The 23,811-nt window shown below is 53.0% G+C and carries 22 protein-coding genes and 1 pseudogene; 19 read left to right on the plus strand and 4 right to left on the minus strand.

Annotated features, from left to right (window positions below; all coding sequences use genetic code 11):
- Positions 1–114: 114 nt before the first annotated feature.
- Entirely contained in the window at positions 115–969 is an 855-nt protein-coding gene (rpoH, locus tag ABZJ92_RS03620; protein ID WP_000130216.1) for an RNA polymerase sigma factor RpoH, read from the plus strand.
- Between the two features lie 270 nt (positions 970–1,239).
- Entirely contained in the window at positions 1,240–2,343 is a 1,104-nt protein-coding gene (gene livJ / locus ABZJ92_RS03625) for a branched chain amino acid ABC transporter substrate-binding protein LivJ (protein ID WP_001021996.1), read from the plus strand.
- Between the two features lie 198 nt (positions 2,344–2,541).
- Here the strand turns inward: livJ and panM are convergent, their stop codons facing one another.
- Positions 2,542–2,925: an aspartate 1-decarboxylase autocleavage activator PanM gene (gene panM, locus ABZJ92_RS03630; protein ID WP_000778795.1), complete on the minus strand. Its 384-nt coding sequence runs from the start codon at positions 2,923–2,925 to the stop codon at positions 2,542–2,544.
- Positions 2,926–3,348: 423 nt separating this feature from the next.
- Between panM and livK the strand changes: the two genes are divergently transcribed.
- From livK to ugpQ, 10 genes and pseudogenes are all read left to right on the plus strand, one after another.
- Positions 3,349–4,458 (plus strand): high-affinity branched-chain amino acid ABC transporter substrate-binding protein LivK, encoded by a 1,110-nt coding sequence (gene livK / locus ABZJ92_RS03635; RefSeq protein WP_000827697.1) that lies wholly within the window; start codon positions 3,349–3,351, stop codon positions 4,456–4,458.
- 47 nt (positions 4,459–4,505) lie between these two features.
- On the plus strand, positions 4,506–5,432 hold the full coding sequence (gene livH / locus ABZJ92_RS03640) for a high-affinity branched-chain amino acid ABC transporter permease LivH (protein WP_001295108.1): 927 nt from the start codon (positions 4,506–4,508) through the stop codon (positions 5,430–5,432).
- Positions 5,429–6,706, plus strand: coding sequence for a branched chain amino acid ABC transporter permease LivM (gene livM / locus ABZJ92_RS03645; RefSeq protein ID WP_000803792.1), 1,278 nt, complete (start codon positions 5,429–5,431; stop codon positions 6,704–6,706). The genes livH and livM overlap by 4 nt, the downstream gene beginning before the upstream one ends.
- Positions 6,703–7,470 carry a high-affinity branched-chain amino acid ABC transporter ATP-binding protein LivG gene (gene livG, locus ABZJ92_RS03650; RefSeq protein ID WP_000082101.1) on the plus strand — a complete coding sequence of 256 codons (768 nt, stop codon included), beginning with the start codon at positions 6,703–6,705 and terminating at the stop codon, positions 7,468–7,470. The genes livM and livG overlap by 4 nt, the downstream gene beginning before the upstream one ends.
- Position 7,471: 1 nt before the next feature.
- The gene (gene livF / locus ABZJ92_RS03655; protein ID WP_000416895.1) at positions 7,472–8,185 is read left to right on the plus strand and encodes a high-affinity branched-chain amino acid ABC transporter ATP-binding protein LivF; all 714 of its coding nucleotides are present in this window, start codon (positions 7,472–7,474) and stop codon (positions 8,183–8,185) included.
- Positions 8,186–8,581: 396 nt separating this feature from the next.
- The gene (ugpB, locus tag ABZJ92_RS03660) at positions 8,582–9,898 is read left to right on the plus strand and encodes a sn-glycerol-3-phosphate ABC transporter substrate-binding protein UgpB (RefSeq protein ID WP_000803215.1); all 1,317 of its coding nucleotides are present in this window, start codon (positions 8,582–8,584) and stop codon (positions 9,896–9,898) included.
- A 97-nt stretch (positions 9,899–9,995) separates the two neighbouring features.
- On the plus strand, positions 9,996–10,883 hold the full coding sequence (gene ugpA, locus ABZJ92_RS03665; protein ID WP_000099287.1) for a sn-glycerol-3-phosphate ABC transporter permease UgpA: 888 nt from the start codon (positions 9,996–9,998) through the stop codon (positions 10,881–10,883).
- Positions 10,880–11,725, plus strand: a complete 846-nt coding sequence (ugpE, locus tag ABZJ92_RS03670) for a sn-glycerol-3-phosphate ABC transporter permease UgpE (protein WP_000572164.1) — start codon at positions 10,880–10,882, stop codon at positions 11,723–11,725. Before ugpA ends, ugpE begins: the two co-directional genes overlap by 4 nt.
- A gap of 58 nt (positions 11,726–11,783) precedes the next feature.
- A pseudogene (locus ABZJ92_RS03675) lies at positions 11,784–12,717 on the plus strand (sn-glycerol-3-phosphate import ATP-binding protein UgpC).
- Complete coding sequence (gene ugpQ, locus ABZJ92_RS03680) at positions 12,714–13,457, plus strand: glycerophosphodiester phosphodiesterase (protein ID WP_000073595.1); 744 nt, start codon at positions 12,714–12,716, stop codon at positions 13,455–13,457. Before ABZJ92_RS03675 ends, ugpQ begins: the two are co-directional and overlap by 4 nt.
- On the opposite strand, the gene ABZJ92_RS03685 is transcribed toward ugpQ, so the two are convergent.
- A complete protein-coding gene (locus tag ABZJ92_RS03685) occupies positions 13,444–13,884 on the minus strand; it encodes a DUF2756 family protein (protein WP_000825997.1) in 441 nt (146 codons plus the stop codon). The genes ugpQ and ABZJ92_RS03685 overlap by 14 nt on opposite strands.
- 119 nt (positions 13,885–14,003) lie before the next feature.
- On the opposite strand from ABZJ92_RS03685, the gene ggt reads away from it, so the two are divergent.
- On the plus strand, positions 14,004–15,746 hold the full coding sequence (gene ggt / locus ABZJ92_RS03690; RefSeq protein WP_000595080.1) for a gamma-glutamyltransferase: 1,743 nt from the start codon (positions 14,004–14,006) through the stop codon (positions 15,744–15,746).
- 58 nt (positions 15,747–15,804) lie between these two features.
- On the opposite strand, the gene yhhY is transcribed toward ggt, so the two are convergent.
- The gene (yhhY, locus tag ABZJ92_RS03695; RefSeq protein WP_001315054.1) at positions 15,805–16,293 is read right to left on the minus strand and encodes an N-acetyltransferase; all 489 of its coding nucleotides are present in this window, start codon (positions 16,291–16,293) and stop codon (positions 15,805–15,807) included.
- 332 nt (positions 16,294–16,625) lie between these two features.
- Between yhhY and ABZJ92_RS03700 the strand changes: the two genes are divergently transcribed.
- From ABZJ92_RS03700 to gntU, 5 genes are all read left to right on the plus strand, one after another.
- Entirely contained in the window at positions 16,626–17,663 is a 1,038-nt protein-coding gene (locus ABZJ92_RS03700) for an oxidoreductase (RefSeq protein ID WP_000236312.1), read from the plus strand.
- Between the two features lie 122 nt (positions 17,664–17,785).
- Positions 17,786–18,481: a quercetin 2,3-dioxygenase gene (gene yhhW, locus ABZJ92_RS03705; RefSeq protein ID WP_000639798.1), complete on the plus strand. Its 696-nt coding sequence runs from the start codon at positions 17,786–17,788 to the stop codon at positions 18,479–18,481.
- Between the two features lie 223 nt (positions 18,482–18,704).
- Positions 18,705–19,700, plus strand: coding sequence for a gluconate operon transcriptional repressor GntR (gene gntR, locus ABZJ92_RS03710; protein ID WP_000730263.1), 996 nt, complete (start codon positions 18,705–18,707; stop codon positions 19,698–19,700).
- A gap of 138 nt (positions 19,701–19,838) precedes the next feature.
- Positions 19,839–20,366 (plus strand): gluconokinase, encoded by a 528-nt coding sequence (gene gntK, locus ABZJ92_RS03715; protein ID WP_000108334.1) that lies wholly within the window; start codon positions 19,839–19,841, stop codon positions 20,364–20,366.
- Positions 20,367–20,369: 3 nt separating this feature from the next.
- Positions 20,370–21,710, plus strand: a complete 1,341-nt coding sequence (gntU, locus tag ABZJ92_RS03720; protein ID WP_000210126.1) for a gluconate transporter — start codon at positions 20,370–20,372, stop codon at positions 21,708–21,710.
- A 56-nt stretch (positions 21,711–21,766) separates the two neighbouring features.
- Here the strand turns inward: gntU and yhgN are convergent, their stop codons facing one another.
- Entirely contained in the window at positions 21,767–22,360 is a 594-nt protein-coding gene (gene yhgN, locus ABZJ92_RS03725) for an NAAT family transporter YhgN (RefSeq protein ID WP_001002544.1), read from the minus strand.
- Positions 22,361–22,551: 191 nt separating this feature from the next.
- On the opposite strand from yhgN, the gene asd reads away from it, so the two are divergent.
- Positions 22,552–23,655: an aspartate-semialdehyde dehydrogenase gene (asd, locus tag ABZJ92_RS03730; protein WP_000799956.1), complete on the plus strand. Its 1,104-nt coding sequence runs from the start codon at positions 22,552–22,554 to the stop codon at positions 23,653–23,655.
- Positions 23,656–23,811: the final 156 nt, after the last annotated feature.

The raw sequence follows: 23,811 nt of genomic DNA on the forward strand, positions 1-23,811 counted from the left end.
GTGGATAAAATCACGGTCTGATAAAACAGTGAATGATAACCTCGTTGCTCTTAAGCTTTGGCACAGTTGTTGCTACCACTGAAGCGCCAGAAGATATCGATTGAGAGGATTTGAATGACTGACAAAATGCAAAGTTTAGCTTTAGCCCCAGTTGGCAACCTGGATTCCTACATCCGGGCAGCTAACGCGTGGCCGATGTTGTCGGCTGACGAGGAGCGGGCGCTGGCTGAAAAGCTGCATTACCATGGCGATCTGGAAGCAGCTAAAACGCTGATCCTGTCTCACCTGCGGTTTGTTGTTCATATTGCTCGTAATTATGCGGGCTATGGCCTGCCACAGGCGGATTTGATTCAGGAAGGTAACATCGGCCTGATGAAAGCAGTGCGCCGTTTTAACCCGGAAGTGGGTGTGCGCCTGGTCTCCTTCGCCGTCCACTGGATCAAAGCAGAGATCCACGAATACGTTCTGCGTAACTGGCGTATCGTCAAAGTTGCGACCACCAAAGCGCAGCGCAAACTGTTCTTCAACCTGCGTAAAACCAAGCAGCGTCTGGGCTGGTTTAACCAGGATGAAGTCGAAATGGTGGCCCGTGAACTGGGCGTAACCAGCAAAGACGTACGTGAGATGGAATCACGTATGGCGGCACAGGACATGACCTTTGACCTGTCTTCCGACGACGATTCCGACAGCCAGCCGATGGCACCGGTGCTCTATCTGCAGGATAAATCATCTAACTTTGCCGACGGCATCGAAGATGATAACTGGGAAGAGCAGGCGGCAAACCGTCTGACCGACGCGATGCATGGTCTGGACGAACGCAGCCAGGACATCATCCGTGCGCGCTGGCTGGACGAAGACAACAAGTCCACGTTGCAGGAACTGGCTGACCGTTACGGTGTTTCCGCTGAACGTGTGCGCCAACTGGAAAAGAACGCGATGAAAAAACTTCGCGCCGCTATTGAAGCGTAATTTCCGCTATTAAGCAGAGAACCCTGGATGAGAGTCCGGGGTTTTTGTTTTTTGGGCCTCTACAATAATCAATTCCCCCTCCGGCAAAACGCCAATCCCCACGCAGATTGTTAATAAACTGTCAAAATAGCTATTCCAATATCATAAAAATCGGGTATGTTTTAGCAGAGTATGCTGCTAAAGCACGGGTAGTCATGCATAAAACGAAATAAAGTGCTGAACAACAACATCACAACACACGTAATAACCAGAAGAATGGGGATTCTCAGGATGAACATAAAGGGTAAAGCGTTACTGGCAGGATGTATCGCGCTGGCATTCAGCAATATGGCTCTGGCAGAAGATATTAAAGTCGCGGTCGTGGGTGCAATGTCCGGTCCGGTTGCGCAGTACGGTGACCAGGAGTTTACCGGCGCAGAGCAGGCGGTTGCGGATATCAACGCTAAAGGCGGCATTAAAGGCAACAAACTGCAAATCGTAAAATATGACGATGCCTGTGACCCGAAACAGGCGGTTGCGGTGGCGAACAAAGTCGTTAACGACGGCATTAAATATGTGATTGGTCACCTCTGTTCTTCATCAACGCAGCCTGCGTCTGACATCTACGAAGACGAAGGCATTTTAATGATCACCCCAGCGGCAACCGCGCCGGAGCTGACCGCCCGTGGCTATCAGCTGATCCTGCGCACCACCGGCCTGGACTCCGACCAGGGGCCGACGGCGGCGAAATATATTCTTGAGAAAGTGAAACCGCAGCGTATTGCTATCGTTCACGACAAACAGCAATACGGCGAAGGTCTGGCACGAGCGGTGCAGGACGGCCTGAAGAAAGGCAATGCTAACGTGGTGTTCTTTGATGGTATCACCGCCGGGGAAAAAGATTTCTCAACGCTGGTGGCGCGTCTGAAAAAAGAGAATATCGACTTCGTTTACTACGGCGGTTATCACCCGGAAATGGGGCAAATCCTGCGTCAGGCACGCGCGGCAGGGCTGAAAACTCAGTTTATGGGGCCGGAAGGTGTGGCTAACGTTTCGCTGTCTAACATTGCGGGCGAATCAGCGGAAGGGCTGCTGGTGACCAAGCCGAAGAACTACGATCAGGTTCCGGCGAACAAACCCATTGTTGATGCGATCAAAGCGAAAAAACAGGACCCAAGCGGCGCATTCGTCTGGACCACCTACGCCGCGCTGCAATCTTTGCAGGCGGGCCTGAATCAGTCTGACGATCCGGCTGAAATCGCCAAATACCTAAAAGCGAACTCCGTGGATACCGTGATGGGGCCACTGACCTGGGATGAGAAAGGCGATCTAAAGGGCTTTGAGTTCGGCGTATTTGACTGGCACGCCAACGGCACGGCGACCGATGCGAAGTAATTGTTAATCGGCAACTTTGGGTTGCCGCCAAATTGCTAATATCGAATACGTTGCTTCATGCCGGATGCGGCGTAAACGCCTTATCCGGCCTACAAGAACCAAAGAAATCAGTAAATTGCAGCACACATTATAGGCCTGATAAGCGTAGCGCATCAGGCAATTTCTCGTTGGTCATCACTTTTGAAATCAACTTGACGATTAACGCTTCTCCCAGCCGCCCTGCTGTGCCGTAAATCCCAGTGCCTGCATAAACGCCGTCATCACACCGCGATCTTCCACGCCTGCATCCGCCATCCACCAGCATGAAACGCCAGGATTGTTACGCAAAACCTCTTCCAGCAGATATTGCCCCACACCGCGACGGCGGGTGACTTCCCGCACGCGTAGAGAATCCAGTGCTCCCTCGGTGCCGCTTAAGGTTACCCGCACGGCCGCAAGCAGACGCTCGTTAAAACGCGCGGCGTAGATACGGTGGTTATCGTCAACCTGTAAAGAGGAAGGGGAATACTCCGGCCAGATCTTTTGCAGGTCAATCCGGTCCTGGTCGCTAAAGTTTTCTAATCGAATGATGGTCAGCTTCATGGGTAACCCGTGTAAATCACAAAAGTGGAACCAGTGTAGCGAAATAATTTAATCGGAGGCTTTCTCTTTTTTATTTCTTTTGGCAGGTGATTAATTTTTTAACAGCAATAATTACAAAGTTAAAACATTAGAGAATGAAAAATGTCCAGCATAATCCCCTGAATGATAGTGAATTATTCCGCCCTTTGTGCCGTTATTTTATGCTGACAAAGGCACTTTTTTCTGTTTATCTATCAATAAATTCAGAATATTATCTGTTCTTAATCGACTGAAAAATAGGGATTTTAATCGCTATCATCACAAAATACTGCGCTAACCCCTTAATCAGACAGGCAAAAACAGTGCAGTATAAAAAAAGAACAGTCTGATTTGTTAACACATAAAAACAAAGCAACACAACATCACGAATGGGGATTTTTGACTATGAAACGGAATGCGAAAACTATCATCGCAGGGATGATTGCACTGGCAATTTCACACACCGCTATGGCTGACGATATTAAAGTCGCCGTTGTCGGCGCGATGTCCGGCCCGATTGCCCAGTGGGGCGATATGGAATTTAACGGCGCGCGTCAGGCGATTAAAGACATTAATGTCAAAGGGGGAATTAAGGGCGACAAGCTGGTTGGCGTGGAATATGACGACGCCTGCGACCCGAAACAAGCCGTTGCGGTCGCCAACAAAATCGTTAACGACGGCATTAAATACGTTATTGGTCATCTGTGTTCTTCCTCTACCCAGCCAGCGTCGGATATCTACGAAGACGAAGGTATTCTGATGATCTCGCCGGGAGCGACCAACCCGGAGCTGACCCAACGCGGTTATCAACACATTATGCGTACTGCCGGGCTGGACTCTTCCCAGGGGCCTACGGCGGCAAAATACATTCTTGAGACGGTGAAGCCCCAGCGCATCGCCATCATTCACGACAAACAACAGTATGGCGAAGGGCTGGCGCGTTCGGTGCAGGACGGGCTGAAAGCGGCTAACGCCAACGTCGTCTTCTTCGACGGTATTACCGCCGGGGAGAAAGATTTCTCCGCGCTGATCGCCCGCCTGAAAAAAGAAAATATCGACTTCGTTTACTACGGCGGTTACTACCCGGAAATGGGGCAGATGCTGCGCCAAGCCCGTTCCGTTGGCCTGAAAACCCAGTTTATGGGGCCGGAAGGTGTCGGTAACGCATCGCTGTCGAACATTGCCGGTGATGCCGCCGAAGGCATGTTGGTCACTATGCCAAAACGCTATGACCAGGATCCGGCAAACCAGGGCATCGTTGATGCGCTGAAAGCAGACAAGAAAGATCCGTCCGGGCCTTATGTCTGGATCACTTACGCGGCAGTGCAATCTCTGGCAACTGCCCTTGAGCGTACCGGCAGCGATGAGCCGCTGGCGCTGGTGAAAGATTTAAAAGCTAACGGTGCAAACACCGTGATTGGGCCGCTGAACTGGGATGAAAAAGGCGATCTTAAGGGATTTGATTTTGGTGTCTTCCAGTGGCACGCCGACGGTTCATCCACGGCAGCCAAGTGATCATCCCACCGCCCGTAAAATGCGGGCGGGTTTAGAAAGGTTACCTTATGTCTGAGCAGTTTTTGTATTTCTTGCAGCAGATGTTTAACGGCGTCACGCTGGGCAGTACCTACGCGCTGATAGCCATCGGCTACACCATGGTTTACGGCATTATCGGCATGATCAACTTCGCCCACGGCGAGGTTTATATGATTGGCAGCTACGTCTCATTTATGATCATCGCCGCGCTGATGATGATGGGCATTGATACCGGCTGGCTGCTGGTGGCGGCGGGATTCGTCGGCGCAATCGTCATCGCCAGCGCCTACGGCTGGAGTATCGAACGGGTAGCTTACCGCCCGGTGCGTAACTCTAAGCGCCTGATTGCGCTTATTTCCGCAATCGGTATGTCCATCTTCCTGCAAAACTACGTCAGCCTGACCGAAGGTTCGCGCGACGTGGCGCTGCCGAGCCTGTTTAACGGTCAGTGGGTGGTGGGCCATAGCGAAAACTTCTCTGCCTCTATTACCACCATGCAGGCGGTGATCTGGATTGTCACCTTCCTCGCCATGCTGGCGCTGACGATTTTCATTCGCTATTCCCGTATGGGGCGCGCCTGTCGTGCCTGCGCGGAAGATCTGAAAATGGCGAGCCTGCTTGGCATCAACACCGACCGGGTGATTGCTTTGACCTTTGTTATTGGCGCGGCGATGGCGGCAGTGGCTGGCGTACTGCTCGGTCAGTTCTACTGCGTCATTAACCCCTATATCGGCTTTATGGCCGGGATGAAAGCCTTTACCGCTGCGGTGCTCGGTGGGATTGGCAGCATTCCAGGGGCGATGATTGGCGGGCTGATCCTGGGGATTGCGGAGGCGCTCTCTTCTGCCTATCTGAGTACGGAATATAAAGATGTGGTCTCATTCGCCCTGCTGATTCTGGTGCTGCTGGTGATGCCGACCGGTATTCTGGGTCGCCCGGAGGTAGAGAAAGTATGAAACCGATGCATATTGCAATGGCACTGCTCTCTGCCGCGATGTTCTTTGTCCTGGCGGGCGTCTTTATGGGCGTACAACTGGAGCTGGATGGCACCAAACTGGTGGTCGACACGGCTTCAGACATCCGTTGGCAGTGGATGTTTATCGGCACGGCGGTGGTCTTTTTCTTCCAGCTTTTGCGACCGGCTTTCCAGAAAGGGTTGAAAAGCGTTTCCGGGCCGAAGTTTATTCTGCCCGCGATTGATGGGTCCACGGTGAAGCAAAAGCTGTTCCTCGTGGCGCTGCTGGTGCTTGTGGTGGCGTGGCCGTTTATGGTGTCACGTGGGACGGTGGATATCGCCACTCTGACCATGATCTACATTATCCTCGGTCTCGGGCTGAATGTGGTTGTTGGTCTTTCTGGTCTGCTGGTGCTGGGGTACGGCGGTTTTTACGCCATCGGCGCTTACACTTTTGCGCTGCTCAATCACTATTACGGTCTGGGGTTCTGGACCTGTTTGCCGATTGCCGGACTGATGGCAGCGGCGGCGGGTTTCCTGCTCGGTTTTCCGGTGCTGCGTCTGCGCGGTGACTATCTGGCGATCGTTACCCTTGGTTTCGGCGAAATTGTGCGCATATTGCTGCTCAATAACACTGAAATCACCGGCGGCCCGAACGGAATCAGTCAGATCCCGAAACCGACACTCTTCGGACTCGAGTTCAGCCGTACCGCTCGTGAAGGCGGCTGGGACACGTTCAGTAATTTCTTTGGCCTGAAATACGATCCGTCCGATCGCGTTATCTTCCTCTACCTGGTGGCGTTGCTGCTGGTGGTGTTAAGCCTGTTTGTCATTAACCGCCTGCTGCGGATGCCGCTGGGCCGCGCGTGGGAAGCGTTGCGTGAAGACGAGATCGCCTGTCGTTCGCTGGGCTTAAGCCCGCGCCGTATCAAGCTGACTGCTTTTACCATCAGCGCCGCATTTGCCGGTTTTGCCGGAACGCTGTTTGCGGCGCGTCAGGGCTTTGTCAGCCCGGAATCCTTCACCTTTGCTGAATCGGCCTTTGTGCTGGCGATAGTGGTGCTCGGCGGTATGGGCTCGCAATTTGCAGTGATTCTGGCGGCTGTTCTGCTGGTGGTGTCGCGCGAATTGATGCGTGATTTCAACGAATACAGCATGTTAATGCTCGGTGGTTTGATGGTGCTGATGATGATCTGGCGTCCGCAGGGTTTGCTGCCCATGACGCGCCCGCAACTGAAGCTGAAAAACGGCGCAGCGAAAGGAGAGCAGGCATGAGTCAGCCATTATTATCTGTTAACGGTCTGATGATGCGCTTCGGCGGCCTGCTGGCGGTGAACAACGTCAATCTTGAACTGTACCCGCAGGAAATCGTCTCGTTAATCGGCCCTAACGGTGCCGGAAAAACCACGGTTTTTAACTGCCTGACCGGTTTCTACAAACCCACCGGCGGCACCATTTTACTGCGCGATCAGCATCTTGAAGGTTTACCGGGGCAGCAAATTGCTCGCATGGGCGTGGTGCGCACCTTCCAGCATGTGCGTCTGTTCCGTGAAATGACGGTAATTGAAAACCTGCTGGTGGCGCAGCATCAGCAACTGAAAACCGGGCTGTTCTCTGGCCTGTTGAAAACGCCTTCTTTCCGTCGCGCCCAGAGCGAAGCGCTCGACCGCGCCGCCACCTGGCTTGAGCGCATTGGTTTGCTGGAACACGCCAACCGTCAGGCGAGTAACCTGGCCTATGGTGACCAACGCCGTCTGGAGATTGCCCGCTGCATGGTGACGCAGCCGGAGATTTTAATGCTCGACGAACCGGCGGCAGGTCTTAACCCAAAAGAAACCAAAGAGCTGGATGAGCTGATTGCCGAACTGCGCAATCATCACAACACCACTATTTTGTTGATTGAACACGATATGAAGCTGGTGATGGGGATTTCAGACCGAATTTATGTGGTCAATCAGGGGACGCCACTGGCAAACGGTACGCCGGAGCAAATCCGTAATAACCCGGACGTGATCCGTGCCTATTTAGGTGAGGCATAAGATGGAAAAAGTCATGTTGTCCTTTGACAAAGTCAGCGCCCACTACGGCAAAATCCAGGCGCTGCATGAGGTGAGCCTGCATATCAATCAGGGCGAGATTGTCACTCTCATTGGCGCGAACGGGGCGGGGAAAACCACCTTGCTCGGCACGTTATGCGGCGATCCGCGCGCCACCAGCGGGCGAATTGTGTTTGATGATAAAGACATTACCGACTGGCAGACGGCGAAAATCATGCGCGAAGCGGTAGCGATTGTCCCGGAAGGGCGTCGCGTCTTCTCGCGGATGACGGTGGAAGAGAACCTGGCGATGGGCGGCTTCTTTGCCGAACGTGACCAGTTTCAGGAGCGCATAAAGTGGGTGTATGAACTGTTTCCACGTCTGCATGAGCGCCGTGTTCAGCGGGCGGGCACCATGTCCGGCGGTGAACAGCAGATGCTGGCGATTGGTCGCGCGCTGATGAGCAATCCGCGTTTGTTGTTACTTGATGAGCCATCGCTCGGTCTTGCGCCGATTATCATCCAGCAAATTTTCGACACCATCGAGCAGCTGCGCGAGCAGGGGATGACTATCTTCCTCGTCGAGCAGAACGCCAACCAGGCGCTAAAGCTGGCGGATCGCGGCTACGTGCTGGAAAACGGCCATGTGGTGCTCTCCGATACCGGCGACGCGCTGCTGGCGAACGAAGCAGTGAGAAGTGCGTATTTAGGCGGGTAATAACACGTTGATTGATAAGGAGTCAAAAGACTCCTTTGAGACAGGTGACAAATGCAAAATTGCCTGATGCGCTGCGCTTATCAGGCCTACTGGGTGAGTTGCAATATATTGAATTTGCACGATCTTGTAGGCCGGATAAGGCGTTTACGCCGCATCCGGCATGAAACGATGAGTAATCTGTAGAGTTTGATTCAGACCTTCTATTTTTCCGCTTATCCGTGCCCCATCTCCCATTTTCCCTCACCCACGCCGTCACCGCCTTGTCATCTTTCTGACACCTTACTATCTTACAAATGTAACAAAAAAGTTATTTTTCTGTAATTCGAGCATGTCATGTTACCCCGCGAGCATAAAACGCGTGAATTCGCGCATTCGGTACAACAAGAGAGATAAACGATGAAACCGTTACATTATACAGCTTCAGCACTGGCGCTCGGACTGGCGTTAATGGGGAATGCACAGGCAGTGACGACCATTCCGTTCTGGCATTCTATGGAAGGGGAACTGGGTAAAGAGGTGGATTCTCTGGCCCAACGTTTTAACGCCGAAAATCCGGATTACAAAATTGTACCGACCTATAAAGGCAACTACGAACAGAATTTAAGCGCGGGGATTGCCGTATTTCGTACCGGCAACGCTCCGGCTATTTTGCAGGTTTATGAAGTTGGCACCGCCACCATGATGGCGTCGAAAGCCATTAAACCGGTGTATGACGTGTTTAAAGAGGCAGGGATTCAGTTCGATGAGTCGCAGTTTGTGCCGACGGTTTCCGGTTACTACTCCGACAGCAAAACCGGCCACTTACTCTCCCAGCCGTTCAACAGCTCGACTTCCGTTCTCTATTACAACAAAGACGCCTTCAAGAAAGCGGGGTTAGACCCGGAACAGCCGCCGAAAACCTGGCAGGATCTGGCGGACTATTCCGCAAAACTGAAAGCCTCCGGTATTAAGTGCGGCTACGCCAGCGGCTGGCAGGGCTGGATCCAACTGGAAAACTTTAGCGCCTGGAACGGTCTGCCGTTTGCCAGCAAAAACAACGGCTTTGACGGCACGGACGCGGTGCTGGAGTTCAACAAGCCGGAGCAGGTGAAACACATCGCCATGCTCGAGGAGATGAACAAGAAGGGCGACTTCAGCTACGTCGGTCGTAAGGATGAATCCACCGAGAAGTTCTATAACGGTGATTGCGCGATGACCACCGCCTCTTCCGGTTCTCTTGCCAACATTCGCGAGTACGCCAAATTTAACTACGGCGTAGGTATGATGCCTTACGACGCCGATGCGAAAGATGCGCCACAAAACGCCATTATCGGCGGAGCCAGCCTGTGGGTGATGCAGGGCAAAGATAAAGAAACGTATACCGGCGTGGCGAAGTTTCTCGACTTCCTCGCGAAGCCAGAAAACGCTGCTGAGTGGCATCAGAAAACCGGTTATCTGCCAATTACCAAAGCGGCGTATGACCTGACCCGTGAGCAGGGCTTTTACGAGAAAAACCCAGGTGCGGATACCGCGACGCGTCAGATGCTGAACAAGCCGCCGTTGCCGTTCACCAAAGGGCTTCGTCTGGGCAACATGCCGCAGATCCGCGTGATTGTGGATGAAGAGCTTGAGAGCGTGTGGACCGGTAAGAAGACGCCACAGCAGGCGCTGGATACCGCAGTTGAGCGTGGGAACCAGTTACTGCGCCGCTTTGAGAAATCGACGAAGTCTTAATCAGTGTAATGCCGGATGCGTTTCGCTTATCTGACCTGGCATCGCGTGTAGGCCGGATAAGCGAAGCGCATCCGGCACAGTTCAGGAATTAACCGTAATGTCATCATCCCGTCCGGTGTTCCGCTCGCGCTGGCTGCCTTATCTGCTGGTCGCGCCGCAGCTCATCATCACCGTTATCTTTTTTATCTGGCCTGCGGGCGAAGCGTTGTGGTACTCGCTACAAAGCGTCGATCCGTTTGGTTTCTCCAGCCAGTTTGTCGGTCTGGATAACTTCGTCACGCTGTTTCATGACAGCTATTATCTCGACTCCTTCTGGACGACGATAAAATTCAGCACCTTTGTCACCGTCAGCGGTTTGCTGGTATCGCTGTTCTTTGCGGCGCTGGTGGAGTACATCGTGCGCGGCAGTCGTTTCTACCAAACCTTAATGTTGCTGCCGTATGCCGTGGCTCCCGCCGTTGCCGCCGTATTGTGGATCTTCCTGTTTAACCCCGGTCGCGGGCTGATCACCCATTTTCTCGCTGAGTTCGGCTACGACTGGAACCACGCGCAAAATAGCGGTCAGGCGATGTTTCTGGTGGTGTTTGCCTCGGTGTGGAAGCAAATCAGCTACAACTTTCTGTTCTTCTATGCCGCGCTGCAATCCATTCCCCGTTCGTTGATCGAAGCCGCAGCCATCGACGGTGCAGGGCCGATTCGCCGCTTCTTTAAGATTGCGCTGCCGCTTATCGCCCCGGTGAGTTTCTTCCTGCTGGTAGTGAACCTGGTGTATGCCTTCTTCGACACCTTCCCGGTGATCGACGCCGCCACGTCCGGCGGGCCGGTTCAGGCCACCACGACGCTGATTTATAAGATCTACCGCGAAGGTTTTACCGGACTGGATCTGGCTTCGTCTGCCGCACAGTCGATGGTGCTGATGTTCCTCGTCATCGTGCTGACGGTGGTGCAGTTCCGCTATGTTGAAAGCAAGGTGCGTTACCAATGATTGAGAACCGTCCGTGGCTGACGATATTCAGCCATACCATGCTGATCCTCGGGATCGCGGTGATCCTCTTCCCGCTGTACGTGGCGTTTGTCGCGGCGACGCTGGATAAACAGGCCGTCTACGCCGCGCCGATGACGCTCATCCCCGGCACGCATCTGCTGGAAAACATCCACAACATCTGGGTGAACGGGGTAGGCACAAATAGCGCGCCGTTCTGGCGGATGTTGCTTAACAGCTTTGTGATGGCGTTCAGCATTACGCTCGGCAAAATTACTGTCTCGATGCTCTCGGCATTTGCCATTGTCTGGTTTCGTTTTCCGCTACGTAACCTCTTCTTCTGGATGATTTTTATCACCCTGATGCTGCCGGTTGAAGTACGTATCTTCCCGACGGTGGAAGTCATCGCCAACCTGAAGATGCTCGACAGCTACGCCGGTTTAACGCTGCCGCTGATGGCCTCGGCGACCGCCACGTTTCTGTTTCGCCAGTTCTTTATGACGCTGCCGGATGAACTGGTGGAAGCGGCGCGGATCGACGGTGCGTCACCAATGCGCTTCTTTTGCGACATCGTTTTTCCGCTCTCCAAAACTAATCTGGCGGCGCTGTTTGTGATCACCTTTATTTACGGCTGGAACCAGTATTTGTGGCCGTTGTTGATTATTACCGACGTGGATCTCGGCACCACCGTGGCAGGGATCAAAGGGATGATCGCCACTGGCGAAGGCACCACGGAATGGAACTCAGTGATGGCGGCGATGTTGTTAACCCTGATCCCACCAGTAGTGATTGTTTTAGTGATGCAGCGTGCCTTCGTGCGCGGCCTGGTCGATAGTGAGAAATAAGATGGCAGGACTGAAATTACAGGCAGTAACCAAAAGCTGGGATGGCAAAACCTAGGTCATTAAACCGCTGACCCTTGATGTGGCGGATGGCGAATTTATCGTGATGGTCGGGCCGTCTGGCTGCGGGAAATCGACGCTGCTGCGTATGGTTGCCGGGCTGGAGAGGGTGACCGAAGGCGATATCTGGATCAACGACCAGCGCGTGACCGAAATGGAGCCGAAAGATCGCGGGATTGCGATGGTGTTCCAGAATTACGCGCTTTATCCGCATATGAGCGTCGAAGAAAACATGGCGTGGGGGCTGAAAATTCGCGGCATGGGCAAGCAGCAAATAGCCGAGCGCGTTAAAGAAGCGGCGCGCATTCTGGAGCTGGACGGTCTGCTCAAACGTCGCCCGCGCGAGCTTTCCGGCGGTCAGCGCCAGCGTGTGGCGATGGGACGCGCGATTGTGCGCGATCCGGCGGTGTTCTTGTTTGATGAGCCACTCTCTAACCTCGATGCCAAGCTGCGCGTACAGATGCGTCTTGAACTGCAACAGCTGCACCGTCGCCTGAAAACGACTTCACTCTACGTTACTCACGATCAGGTTGAGGCGATGACGCTCGCCCAGCGAGTAATGGTGATGAACGGCGGCGTTGCCGAACAGATTGGCACGCCGGTGGAAGTCTACGAAAAGCCCGCCAGCCTGTTTGTGGCGAGTTTTATCGGCAGCCCGGCGATGAACCTGCTGACAGGCCGCATGAATAATGAAGGCACGCATTTCGAACTGGACGGCGGTATCGTGCTACCGCTAAACGGTGGCTACCGTCAGTATGCCGGGCGTAAAATGACCCTCGGCATTCGCCCGGAACATATTGCGCTAAGCTCGCAAGCAGAAGCTGGTGGTGCGACTGGCGCATCAGGAGCGCCCGACGGCAGGCAGCACGCTGTGGCTGCATCTGGCGGAAAATCAGCTGCATCTTTTTGATGGTGAAACAGGACAACGAGTATGAGTAACTGGCCTTATCCCCGCATCGTCGCTCATCGTGGCGGCGGTAAGCTGGCCCCGGAAAACACCCTGGCGGCAATCGACGTCGGGGCAAAATACGGTCATAAGATGATCGAATTTGACGCGAAGTTATCGAAAGATGGCGAGATCTTCCTGCTCCATGACGACAATCTCGAACGCACCAGCAACGGCTGGGGCGTCGCGGGTGAACTGAACTGGCAGGATTTACTGCGCGTGGATGCGGGCAGTTGGTACAGCAAAGCGTTTAAAGGTGAGCCGCTGCCGTTGCTTTCGCAGGTGGCGGAACGCTGTCGCGAACACGGGATGATGGCGAATATCGAAATCAAACCCACCACTGGCACTGGACCATTAACGGGCAAAATGGTGGCGCTGGCGGCACGCCAACTGTGGGCCGGTATGACGCCGCCGCTGCTGTCATCGTTTGAGATTGATGCTTTAGAAGCTGCACAACAGGCGGCACCGGAACTGCCGCGTGGTTTATTGCTTGATGAGTGGCGCGACGACTGGCGCGAACTGACCGCGCGGCTGGGCTGCGTCTCTATTCATCTCAATCATAAGTTACTCGATAAAGCGCGAGTGATGCAGTTGAAAGACGCCGGATTACGGATTCTGGTTTATACCGTCAATAAACCCCAGCACGCGGCAGAGTTGCTGCGCTGGGGCGTGGATTGCATCTGTACCGATGCGATTGACGTGATTGGTCCGAACTTTACGGCCCAATAGTTTTCAACGGAATGTCAGGCTGCGGCGTGCTGGGCTGATTCAGCATGTCGCTGTTTCTCCTCTCCGGCAGCATATGCTGCTGATTCAACGAACTATCCGGATTACGGTTGCTGTTTAACATCCCGCCGTTGGTGTTGGGCAGCATTTGCTGCCGGGCGGGATTTCGCTCCCCCGGCTGTGACTGCAACACCCGCTGAGAATTATTGTTTATCTGGTTTTCTAAATGCTGCTGTTGCAACTGAGTTTGCGTTTTCAGTTGCTGATTCAGCATCCCTTTTTGCTGGATTTGCTGAGTCTGCATCTGGGTTTGCATCCGCTGCTGGCTGGGTATCTGATACCCCGGCTGGTTAGGGTTGTTCAGAGTATTAATGGGCTGTGCAAAGCCGACAAACGGCAGGAGTGCCGTAAGAATCAGAAGTCGTTTCATCGCGTATCCTCCTCTGAAGATATCCTTTAAGTTTACTCGCTTCCCGACAAAACGATGATTAATTCAGAGTTATATACCAGGCTTAGCTGGGGTTGCCCCTTAATCTCTGGAGAATAACGATGATAAAACCGACGTTTTTACGCCGGGTGGCCATTGCTGCTCTGCTCTCAGGAAGTTGTTTTAGCGCCGCCGCCGCGCCTCCTGCGCCGCCCGTCTCGTATGGTGTGGAGGAAGATGTCTTCCATCCGGTACGCGCGAAACAGGGAATGGTAGCGTCTGTGGACGCCACTGCCACTCAGGTGGGGGTGGATATCCTCAAGGAGGGCGGGAATGCCGTTGATGCCGCCGTGGCGGTGGGCTACGCGCTGGCGGTAACGCATCCGCAGGCAGGGAATCTGGGCGGTGGTGGTTTTATGTTAATCCGCTCGAAAAATGGCAATACCACGGCTATCGATTTCCGCGAAATGGCACCCGCCAAAGCGACCCGCGATATGTTCCTCGATGATCAGGGCAACCCGGACAGCAAAAAATCACTCACTTCGCATCTGGCTTCCGGCACACCGGGTACGGTAGCAGGTTTCTCGCTGGCGCTGGATAAATACGGCACCATGCCGCTGAACAAAGTCGTGCAGCCCGCGTTTAAACTGGCACGCGATGGTTTTATCGTTAACGACGCGCTGGCTGACGATCTCAAAACCTACGGTAGCGAAGTGTTGCCGAATCACGAAAACAGTAAAGCTATCTTCTGGAAAGAGGGCGAGCCGCTGAAAAAGGGCGACACGCTGGTGCAGGCGAACCTGGCAAAGAGCCTGGAGATGATTGCTGAAAACGGCCCGGACGAATTCTATAAAGGCACGATTGCGGAACAGATCGCCCAGGAGATGCAGAAAAACGGTGGCTTGATCACTAAAGAAGATTTAGCGGCCTATAAAGCGGTCGAACGCACTCCGATAAGCGGCGATTATCGCGGGTATCAGGTTTACTCCATGCCACCGCCATCCTCCGGCGGGATCCATATCGTACAAATCCTCAATATTCTGGAAAACTTCGATATGAAGAAATACGGCTTTGGCAGCGCCGATGCGATGCAAATCATGGCAGAAGCGGAGAAATACGCCTACGCCGACCGCTCGGAATATCTTGGCGACCCGGATTTTGTCAAAGTCCCGTGGCAGGCACTGACCAATAAAGCCTATGCCAAATCCATTGCCGATCAAATTGATATCAAAAAAGCGAAGCCGTCCAGTGAGATTCGCCCTGGCAAGCTTGCGCCTTATGAGAGTAATCAAACTACCCATTACTCTGTAGTGGATAAAGACGGTAACGCGGTGGCGGTGACCTATACGCTGAACACCACCTTCGGTACGGGTATTGTCGCGGGTGAGAGCGGTATTCTGCTTAATAACCAGATGGATGATTTCTCCGCCAAACCGGGCGTACCGAACGTTTACGGGCTGGTGGGCGGTGATGCCAACGCCGTCGGGCCGAACAAACGCCCGCTGTCGTCGATGTCGCCGACCATTGTGGTGAAAGACGGTAAAACCTGGCTGGTTACCGGTAGCCCAGGCGGTAGCCGGATTATCACCACGGTGCTGCAAATGGTGGTGAATAGCATCGATTATGGCATGAACGTCGCCGAAGCGACCAATGCGCCGCGTTTCCACCATCAGTGGTTGCCGGACGAGCTGCGTGTCGAAAAAGGGTTTAGCCCGGATACGCTCAAGCTGCTGGAAGCAAAAGGTCAGAAAGTGGCGCTGAAAGAGGCGATGGGCAGCACACAAAGCATTATGGTTGGGCCGGACGGTGAGTTGTACGGCGCATCCGACCCGCGCTCGGTGGATGATTTAACGGCGGGGTATTAATATCTTAAGCCCTCCCGGTAGGTGAGGGCTTAAATGACAAACTTAGATTGCAAATTCTCTATTTCACCCGCGCCATATAATACGCATCGACATATTCACCATTACGCAATGCGTACTTCTTACCGGTCCCTTCAATCTCAAAGCCGAATTTTTTATAGACCTTAATTGCTGGCGCGTTATCGACAAACACGGTTAGTTCAATGCGATCTACCCGTAACCAGTTGTCGCACATTTCAATCATCTCTCGCATCAGGGCGCTGGCGACGCCGCGGTTCTTCCAACGAGAGTCGACACAGATACCAAAATCGGCAACATGACTGCGGCGTGGGCGCTGTTGCACGTCAATGGTGAGATGGCCCACGACGTCTCCATCAATACAGGCGACGAGTTGCTTGATGCCGGGACGATCGGCGAGTCGCTCCTGCCACATATGATCGGAAGGATGAGGCACCTGTAGTGTGTTGCAATACACCTCCGGCTGGGCGTGAATCTGCCTGATGGCCTCGTAATCCCGTGTTTCTGCGTGGCGTATTACTATCTCACTCATTCCTTTGTCCTCTTTGGGGTAAATGTCCCTTTCAACATCATTGACTTTCAAATGCGAGTCAAATGCATTTTTTTGCAAAAAGTGTTGGACAAGTGCGAATGAGAATGATTATTATTGTATCGCGATCAGGAAGACCCTCGCGGAGAACCTGAAAGCACGACATTGCTCACATTGCTTCCAGTATTACTTAGCCAGCCGGGTGCTGGCTTTTTTTTTGATCTTTCGTTCTCAATTTATCCACGGGAGTGCTTGTGTTCGTTATGCGCACTCCAGTAGGAACCACGTCCGCTTTGCGCTAAGGTGTAAATAACCACCTTAAAAAGGACGAAATCATGGTCATCAACTGCGCCTTTATTGGCTTCGGCAAAAGCACCACCCGTTACCATCTGCCGTATGTACTTAACCGCAAGGATAGCTGGCATGTCGCGCATATTTTTCGTCGCCATGCGAAGCCGGAAGAACAGGCTCCCATTTACTCTCATATCCATTTCACCAGCGATCTCGACGAAGTGCTAAACGATCCCGATGTTAAGTTGGTTGTTGTCTGCACCCATGCGGACAGCCACTTCGAGTACGCGAAGCGCGCGCTGGAAGCCGGGAAAAATGTGCTGGTCGAAAAAACGTTCACTCCGACACTTGCGCAGGCGAAAGAGCTGTTTGCACTGGCGAAAAGCAAAGGGCTGACCGTCACGCCATATCAGAATCGTCGCTTTGATTCCTGCTTCCTGACGGCGAAAAAAGCGATTGAAAGCGGCAAGCTGGGAGAGATTGTCGAAGTGGAAAGCCATTTTGACTATTACCGCCCGGTGGCAGAAACCAAACCTGGACTGCCGCAGGATGGCGCGTTCTATGGCCTTGGTGTGCATACGATGGACCAGATTATTTCTCTGTTCGGTCGCCCGGATCACGTCGCTTATGACATCCGCAGCCTGCGTAATAAAGCCAATCCTGACGACACCTTTGAAGCGCAACTGTTTTATGGCGACCTGAAAGCCATCGTCAAAACCAGCCATCTGGTGAAAATCGATTATCCGAAATTTATCGTTCACGGTAAGAAAGGTTCGTTTATTAAATACGGTATCGACCAGCAGGAAACCAGCCTGAAGGCTAATATTATGCCGGGCGAACCGGGATTCGCAGCGGATGATTCGGTCGGTGTGCTGGAGTATGTCAATGACGAGGGTGTGACGGTCAGAGAAGAGATGAAGCCGGAGATGGGCGATTACGGGCGTGTTTATGATGCGTTGTATCAAACCATCACCCACGGTGCGCCAAATTACGTCAAGGAATCTGAAGTTCTTACCAATCTGGAAATCCTTGAACGCGGATTTGAGCAAGCCTCTCCCTCCACAGTGACTCTCGCGAATTAAGTTTGATGGCCCCTCGAATAGTTCAATTTTTTTGAACAGAGGGGGCAATTTTCACCCTCTATCATCCCAGGCAGATCGGGTCCACACTAAGCCCATCGAAATCATTCAGGGGGCGAATACAAATGATCTACTTACGCAAAGCAAATGAACGTGGTCATGCAAATCATGGCTGGCTGGACTCCTGGCATACTTTCTCTTGTGCCAACTATTACGATCCGAACTTTATGGGCTTCTCCGCGCTGCGCGTGATTAACGACGACGTGATTGAAGTAGGGCAGGGCTTCGGCACTCACCCGCATAAAGATATGGAAATTTTGACCTACGTGCTGGAAGGTACTGTTGAGCATCAGGACAGCATGGGCAATAAAGAGCAGGTTCCGGCGGGTGAGTTCCAGATTATGAGTGCGGGTACGGGTATTCGTCACTCAGAGTACAACCCAAGCAGCACCGAGCGTCTGCATCTGTATCAGATCTGGATCATGCCTGAAGAAAATGGCATTACGCCGCGTTATGAACAGCGTCGCTTCGATGCCGTGCAGGGCAAACAGCTGGTGCTCTCGCCGGATGCGCGAGATGGTTCGCTGAAAGTGCATCAGGATATGGAACTGTATCGTTGGGCGTTGCTGAAAGATGAGCAGTCGGTGCATCAGATTGCCGCTGAACGCCGCGTCTGGATTCAGGTGGTAAAAGGCAATGTTACCATTAACGGCGTGAAAGCCTCGACCAGCGATGGTCTGGCAATCTGGGATGAGCAGGCAATCTCCATCCATGCGGATAGCGACAGCGAAGTGTTACTGTTCGATCTGCCGCCGGTTTAAAACTCAACGGCATCTTTGAAGCCTGCCTTTTTGCAGGCTTCCTCGCTCGCTCCGGTCGCGTGCTGATGCACGCTTCCGGGGTTTTGCCGCGTCGTTAGCACAATGCGATGCAATTGATTTAGTGTATATCTAATAATTGTAAACAAGCACTGTTTTCCCCGGGAAGGTTCTGATGCGTCCGTGTTAAACTAAGAGAATCTATCTCTTTTGTACCTTCAGGACGATGAAAAAGAAAAGACCCGTACTTCAGGATGTGGCTGACCGTGTAGGCGTGACCAAAATGACGGTCAGCCGTTTTTTACGCAACCCGGAGCAGGTTTCCGTCGCTCTACGCGGCAAGATTGCCGCCGCTCTTGATGAACTGGGCTATATTCCCAATCGTGCGCCCGATATCCTCTCTAACGCTACCAGCCGGGCGATTGGCGTCCTGTTACCTTCTCTCACCAACCAGGTTTTCGCGGAAGTATTACGCGGAATCGAAAGCGTCACCGACGCGCACGGTTATCAGACCATGCTGGCGCACTACGGTTATAAACCGGAAATGGAGCAAGAACGTCTCGAATCCATGCTCTCCTGGAATATCGACGGCCTGATCCTCACCGAACGTACCCACACGCCGCGCACCTTAAAGATGATTGAAGTGGCGGGGATCCCGGTGGTGGAGTTGATGGACAGCCAGTCGCCGTGCCTCGATATCGCCGTCGGTTTTGATAACTTTGAAGCGGCACGCCAGATGACTACCGCCATTATTGCTCGTGGGCATCGCCACATTGCCTATCTCGGCGCACGTCTCGACGAACGTACTATCATCAAACAGAAGGGATACGAACAGGCGATGCTGGATGCAGGCCTGGTGCCATATAGCGTGATGGTTGAGCAATCTTCTTCTTACTCTTCCGGTATTGAACTGATTCGCCAGGCGCGGCGGGAATATCCGCAGCTGGATGGCGTGTTCTGTACTAATGATGATCTGGCGGTCGGCGCGGCGTTTGAATGTCAGCGTCTGGGGTTAAAAGTTCCTGACGATATGGCGATTGCCGGTTTCCACGGTCATGACATTGGTCAGGTGATGGAGCCACGACTTGCGAGCGTGCTGACGCCGCGTGAGCGGATGGGCAGTATTGGCGCTGAACGCCTGCTGGCGCGTATTCGTGGCGAATCTGTGACACCGAAAATGTTAGATTTAGGTTTCACCTTGTCACCGGGCGGATCTATTTAAGCCCACAAATTTGAAGTAGCTCACACTTATACACTTAAGGCACGGATGGATATTGCTTCTGATATTGTCCGGCTGGACAATGTTGCCGATAACAGTTACCCGTAACATTTTTAATTCTTGTATTGTGGGGGCACCACTTTGAGCACGACTAACCATGATCACCACATTTACGTCTTGATGGGCGTATCGGGCAGCGGCAAATCTGCGGTCGCCAGTGAAGTGGCGCATCAACTTCATGCCGCGTTTCTTGATGGCGATTTCCTCCATCCACGGCGCAATATCGAAAAAATGGCGTCTGGCGAACCGCTGAATGACGACGATCGCAAACCCTGGTTGCAGGCGCTGAACGACTCCGCGTTTGCTATGCAGCGCACCAATAAAGTGTCGCTGATCGCCTGTTCTGCACTGAAAAAGCACTATCGCGACTTGCTGCGTGAAGGTAATCCGAATCTCTCTTTCATCTACCTGAAAGGCGATTTTGATGTGATTGAAAGTCGCCTGAAAGCGCGCAAAGGCCATTTCTTTAAAACCCAAATGTTGGTGACGCAGTTTGAAACGCTGCAGGAGCCGGGTGCGGACGAAACCGATGTACTGGTGGTGGATATCGATCAACCGCTGGAAGGTGTTGTGGCAAGCACCATTGAGGTTATTAAAAAAGGCAAATAAGTAGTGACTACATTAACGCTTGTTTTAACAGCAGTAGGGTCTGTTTTACTGCTGCTGTTTTTAGTCATGAAGGCGCGTATGCACGCTTTCCTGGCTTTGATGGTGGTGTCCATGGGGGCTGGCCTTTTTTCCGGTATGCCGCTCGATAAAATCGCAGCGACGATGGAAAAAGGGATGGGAGGCACCCTCGGCTTCCTGGCGGTGGTTGTCGCCCTGGGAGCTATGTTTGGCAAGATCTTATATGAAACCGGCGCAGTCGATCAGATTGCCGTCAAAATGCTCAAATCCTTCGGTCACAGCCGCGCGCATTATGCCATCGGCCTTGCGGGGCTGGTCTGTGCGCTACCGCTGTTCTTTGAAGTGGCGATTGTTCTGCTGATTAGCGTTGCTTTCTCAATGGCGCGCCACACCGGTACGAACCTGGTGAAGCTGGTAATCCCATTATTCGCAGGCGTGGCGGCCGCGGCAGCGTTCCTGGTGCCTGGGCCAGCGCCAATGCTGCTGGCATCGCAGATGAATGCCGACTTTGGCTGGATGATCCTGATTGGCCTGTGTGCGGCAATTCCGGGAATGATTATTGCCGGGCCGCTGTGGGGTAACTTCATCAGCCGTTACGTTGAGCTGCATATTCCTGACGACATCAGCGAACCGCATCTCGGCGAAGGTAAAATGCCATCTTTCGGATTCAGCCTGTCGCTGATCCTGTTGCCGCTGGTGCTGGTGGGGCTGAAAACCATTGCCGCGCGTTTTGTGCCAGAAGGCTCTACCGCTTACGAATGGTTCGAGTTTATTGGTCATCCGTTTACCGCGATTCTGGTTGCTTGTCTGGTAGCGATTTATGGCCTGGCAATGCGTCAGGGCATGCCAAAAGACAAAGTGATGGAGATTTGCGGTCACGCGCTGCAACCGGCGGGGATCATTCTGCTGGTGATTGGTGCAGGCGGCGTGTTCAAACAGGTGCTGGTTGACTCTGGCGTAGGTCCGGCACTGGGCGAAGCGTTAACCGGCATGGGCCTGCCGATTGCTATCACCTGCTTCGTGCTGGCTGCTGCAGTGCGCATCATTCAGGGGGCTGCCACCGTAGCCTGTTTAACGGCGGTGGGACTGGTGATGCCAGTCATTGAACAACTGAACTACTCTGGTGCGCAAATGGCGGCACTGTCGATTTGTATCGCTGGTGGTTCGATTGTTGTCAGCCACGTTAACGACGCTGGTTTCTGGTTGTTCGGTAAATTTACCGGCGCGACCGAAGCCGAAACGCTGAAAACCTGGACCATGATGGAAACCATCCTCGGCACTGTTGGTGCCATCGTTGGGATGATTGCGTTCCAGCTGTTGAGTTAAGTTTGTTCGCCCGGTAGTTGTGACGCTACCGGGCTCTTTTCGAAAAACTCTCCTCGTTACCCCTTCATCCACATTCGAATGCCGTCGAGGAACATCTGAGTTGCCATCATCACCAGAATCAATCCCATCAGGCGTTCAAGTGCGTTCACCCCTTTCTCGCCCAGCAGACGTAAAAATAGCGAAGACTGTAGCAGGATGACAAAGGTGCCGCCCCAGGCCAGCAGCAGAGCAATCACCAGATGTCCCATCTGATTCGGGTACTGATGAGACAACAACATCAGCGTGGCGAGAATAGTCGGCCCGGCGACTAACGGAATTGCCAACGGCACGATAAATGGCTCTTCACCTGCCGGAAGCCCGCTGCTATTTCCTGAAGCGCTGGGGAAAATCATCTTAATGGCGATTAGAAACAGAATGATGCCGCCAGAAATGGAGACGGTTTCTGCTCGCAGGCTGAGAAATGCCAGAATTTTCTCACCCGCAAACAGGAACACCAGCATCACCAGGAGAGCAATAAGCAACTCTCGCACCATGATTGCCCGCCGTCTTTTCGGTTCAGTATGTTTCAGTACGGACATGAAAATAGGCAGGTTTCCGAGCGGATCCATAATCAGGATCAATAAAACTGCTGCAGAAATGATTTCATTCATAACTCAAATTCCCTGATAATTGCCGCGGACTTTCTGCGTGCTAACAAAGCAGGATAAGTCGCATTACTGATGGCTTCGCTATCATTGATTAATTTCACTTGCGACTTTGGCAGCTTTTTGTATGGTGAAAGATGTGCCAAGAGGAGACCGGCACATTTATACAGCACACATCTTTGCAGGAAAAAACGCTTATGAAAAATGTTGGTTTTATCGGCTGGCGCGGTATGGTCGGCTCCGTTCTCATGCAACGCATGGTTGAAGAGCGCGACTTCGACGCCATTCGCCCTGTCTTCTTTTCTACTTCTCAGCTTGGCCAGGCTGCGCCGTCTTTTGGCGGAACCACTGGCACACTTCAGGATGCCTTTGATCTAGAGGCGCTAAAGGCCCTCGATATCATTGTGACCTGTCAGGGCGGCGATTATACCAACGAAATCTATCCAAAGCTTCGTGAAAGCGGATGGCAAGGTTACTGGATTGACGCAGCATCGTCTCTGCGCATGAAAGATGACGCCATCATCATTCTTGACCCCGTCAATCAGGACGTCATTACCGACGGATTAAATAATGGCATCAGGACTTTTGTTGGCGGTAACTGTACCGTAAGCCTGATGTTGATGTCGTTGGGTGGTTTATTCGCCAATGATCTTGTTGATTGGGTGTCCGTTGCAACCTACCAGGCCGCTTCCGGCGGTGGTGCGCGACATATGCGTGAGTTATTAACCCAGATGGGCCATCTGTATGGCCATGTGGCAGATGAACTCGCGACCCCGTCCTCTGCTATTCTCGATATCGAACGCAAAGTCACAACCTTAACCCGTAGCGGTGAGCTGCCGGTGGATAACTTTGGCGTGCCGCTGGCGGGTAGCCTGATTCCGTGGATCGACAAACAGCTCGATAACGGTCAGAGCCGCGAAGAGTGGAAAGGGCAGGCGGAAACCAACAAGATCCTCAACACATCTTCCGTAATTCCGGTAGATGGTTTATGTGTGCGTGTCGGGGCATTGCGCTGCCACAGCCAGGCATTCACTATTAAATTGAAAAAAGATGTGTCTATTCCGACCGTCGAAGAACTGCTGGCTGCGCACAATCCGTGGGCGAAAGTCGTTCCGAACGATCGGGAAATCACTATGCGTGAGCTAACCCCAGCTGCCGTTACCGGCACGCTGACCACGCCGGTAGGCCGCCTGCGTAAGCTGAATATGGGACCAGAGTTCCTGTCAGCCTTTACCGTGGGCGACCAGCTGCTGTGGGGGGCCGCGGAGCCGCTGCGTCGGATGCTTCGTCAACTGGCGTAATCTTTATTCATTAAATCTGGGGCGCGATGCCGCCCCTGTTAGTGCGTAATACAGGAGTAAGCGCAGATGTTTCATGATTTACCGGGAGTTAAATAGAGCATTGGCTATTCTTTAAGGGTGGCTGAATACATGAGTATTCACAGCCTTACCTGAAGT

Origin of the sequence: Shigella sp. FJ200513 (genome assembly GCF_040495915.1) — a bacterium.
Classification (GTDB): Bacteria; Pseudomonadota; Gammaproteobacteria; order Enterobacterales; family Enterobacteriaceae; genus ECMA0423.